Here is a 2,457-nt window from a genome sequence, read left to right on the forward strand (position 1 = left end):
AGAATAAAGCCTTCTAAATTTAGACCATCATTTAGTCATCTATAAAAAAACAAGCCCTAAAAAGGCTTGTTTTAATCCAATATTTTTGGTTTTTACACACTTGTGCAACGGTTACCATTGTTAGCTGCTGACTATTTTATTCATTTTGTTTTTCTCTCCATTCATAAAGTCCATCATAAATTCCTTTATTTAAGAATACGCATAAAAATTCAGTAAGTGAACTTGTTAAGTATACAATATCATTTGCCTTGTTATAAATTTTATAATTGTCAATATTGGCTGGGTTAATTTCAACTGTCCACATATCAGAATATATCATATATTCAGTAAAATGAAATGAAGAATCACTTATACAATAATCGTCTTTTCCATTATCTATAATTTCATTAAGAGGTATAAGTCTGAATAAATCTTCATCAGTTTCAAATCCATTACAAAACTTGTATAAAGTCTTAAAGTCTTTTGGTAATTTTAATTTTTTTTCAGTTTCAAAGAATTTAATATCATTATCTGTTGCTGGTTCGCTTAATTCAATTCCACAAAACACATCATTATTTTTAATAAAATTTAATATTTCAATAAGTTCTGTAGTTGAGTTAAATTCTATTTTATCTATTCGATTTTTTGCAACATCAGAATGTGGTAATTTAGAGTCTTTGCTTATTTGAACTTCCTCTATTTTTGTTTTTAGTTTAAAGAAATTAAAGAATTTCATATCATTTTATATTTGAGGTAGTTTTTGTGTTTGCAGCTAACGGTCTCGTATAACCGTCAGTTACGGGATTAAAGTTAATAATTTTCGGTTAAGAACTAGCGTTAGCAATTCCGAGTGGATTCGGACGTAGTCGAATCCGCCGTAATTGCGGTTATGCATTGTTGTACATAGTGCTTTTTAATAATATTCAATTTCGTATTCAAACTGTTCCTCATTTTGGAAAATATAATCTAATGATTTTTTGTCCGCTAACTTTTGCAATTTACTGTAGTTAAAAGTTAGTATTGTATCTCGATAAGTGCCTTTCGTTTGATATGTATATGCTTTTTTTGAGTAATCATAAAGTTCAATTACTGGTCTTTTCTCACGACTGTTGTAACTCACACGCTTTATTTTTCGGTTCTTTTTGTCAAAGAAAATTGTGTCTGTTAAAACCAAAGCCTTTACGTAATTCGGTTCTTCAACTGGCATAAATTCCCAAGAGTGAGTTTTGGATGTTTTTACTCGTTTTTGCTTTTTCGTTTGCTTTATAAAACGAATTAATGAGTCAGACTCATATTTTGTCTGCTTTTCAATTCCGCTGTCTTTGTCAAATTCAAATGTCGAGAACGAACGAAGAACACAAGTGTCTTTGGCAACAAAATCTTCACAAAAGTATTCAGAAATCCGTTGTCCATTTTTATATTCAAACGTTCGTATTTTGTTTCTGAACGTTTTTAATCTCGAATCATATCTGCCATAATTAACTTCTCTGATTAAGTTTCCAGATTTGTCGAATTCAGTCAGTCTGTTTTTGGTTAAGCTATCTCCAACTTTTTTAAATTCGGTTATAGACTTAATGTTTTGAGAATAACTCAAAATTGAAGTTAGAAATATCGATATGAAAATGACGTTTTTCAGCATTATGTACAACGGTCTCGTATAACCGTCAGTTACGGGTTAATATGCGTTAATTTTCGGTTAATCACTAACGTTAGCAATTCCGAGTGGATTCGGACGTAGTCGAATCCGCCGTAATTGCGGTTATACATTGTTGGCTGTAGTGTTTTTTCAATCCCATATGTTTGGTCTATCAATTTTCATTGCTCTTAAATACGACAGAAATTGTCCTGCGTGAACTGATTCGTGATATCCAATCCGTAACAAATATTTTGCAAGGATTTTCTTGTCTCCATTTCCAGGGTGAACGATTTCGGTTTCGTTTAATTCCTTATCCGAAAAATGTTCAATACTTTCTATAAATGTTTTTCTATAAGGTTCGGCAAATTCAAGTTCATCAGTAAGGCTAATAAATGCTCGGTTTTCCCAAGGTGTTTTATAATTTGTCATATCACCTTGATTAATAATAAGATTCCATCCATAATCAGCCTCCAAAACGTGTCTTATCATTTCTGACGCACTCATTGCTTTTTCGTCAGGTTTCCAATTATAATATTTCTCAGGTAGTCCATTCCAAAGTTTTATACTTCTTCTTCTTATTTCTGTAAAATTTAAAATTATAAGTTCAGATTGGGTCATTTTCTTTGTTTTCGGGAATGTCGTTTTACATTACAGCCAACGTATTTGTGTATGGTTTGTTGCGGTGAAAATCCGCGAGGATTTTCAGATTAAGAAACCAAGATAGTACATTTGCGAGGAATTTCCGATAGGAAATTCAGAAGCAATGAGCTATACACGTTGTGTCTGTTGCACAATTATGTAAAAGTAGTAATTTTTTGTATTTTGAGGTATGCAAGGCAAAA

General features: G+C 31.4%; 3 protein-coding genes. All 3 read right to left on the reverse strand.

From position 1 onward, the window contains the following. Window positions 1–136 precede the first annotated feature (136 nt). Window positions 137–715: an SMI1/KNR4 family protein gene (locus SLH33_RS12860; RefSeq protein ID WP_044627742.1), complete on the reverse strand. Its 579-nt coding sequence runs from the start codon at window positions 713–715 to the stop codon at window positions 137–139. Between the two features lie 177 nt (window positions 716–892). Continuing rightward, complete coding sequence (locus tag SLH33_RS12865; RefSeq protein WP_320419524.1) at window positions 893–1,573, reverse strand: hypothetical protein; 681 nt, start codon at window positions 1,571–1,573, stop codon at window positions 893–895. Between the two features lie 192 nt (window positions 1,574–1,765). Beyond that, window positions 1,766–2,233, reverse strand: coding sequence for a DinB family protein (locus tag SLH33_RS12870; RefSeq protein ID WP_272856472.1), 468 nt, complete (start codon window positions 2,231–2,233; stop codon window positions 1,766–1,768). Window positions 2,234–2,457: the final 224 nt, after the last annotated feature.

The organism is Tenacibaculum sp. IB213877 (genome assembly GCF_034043975.1).
GTDB lineage: Bacteria > Bacteroidota > Bacteroidia > Flavobacteriales > Flavobacteriaceae > Polaribacter.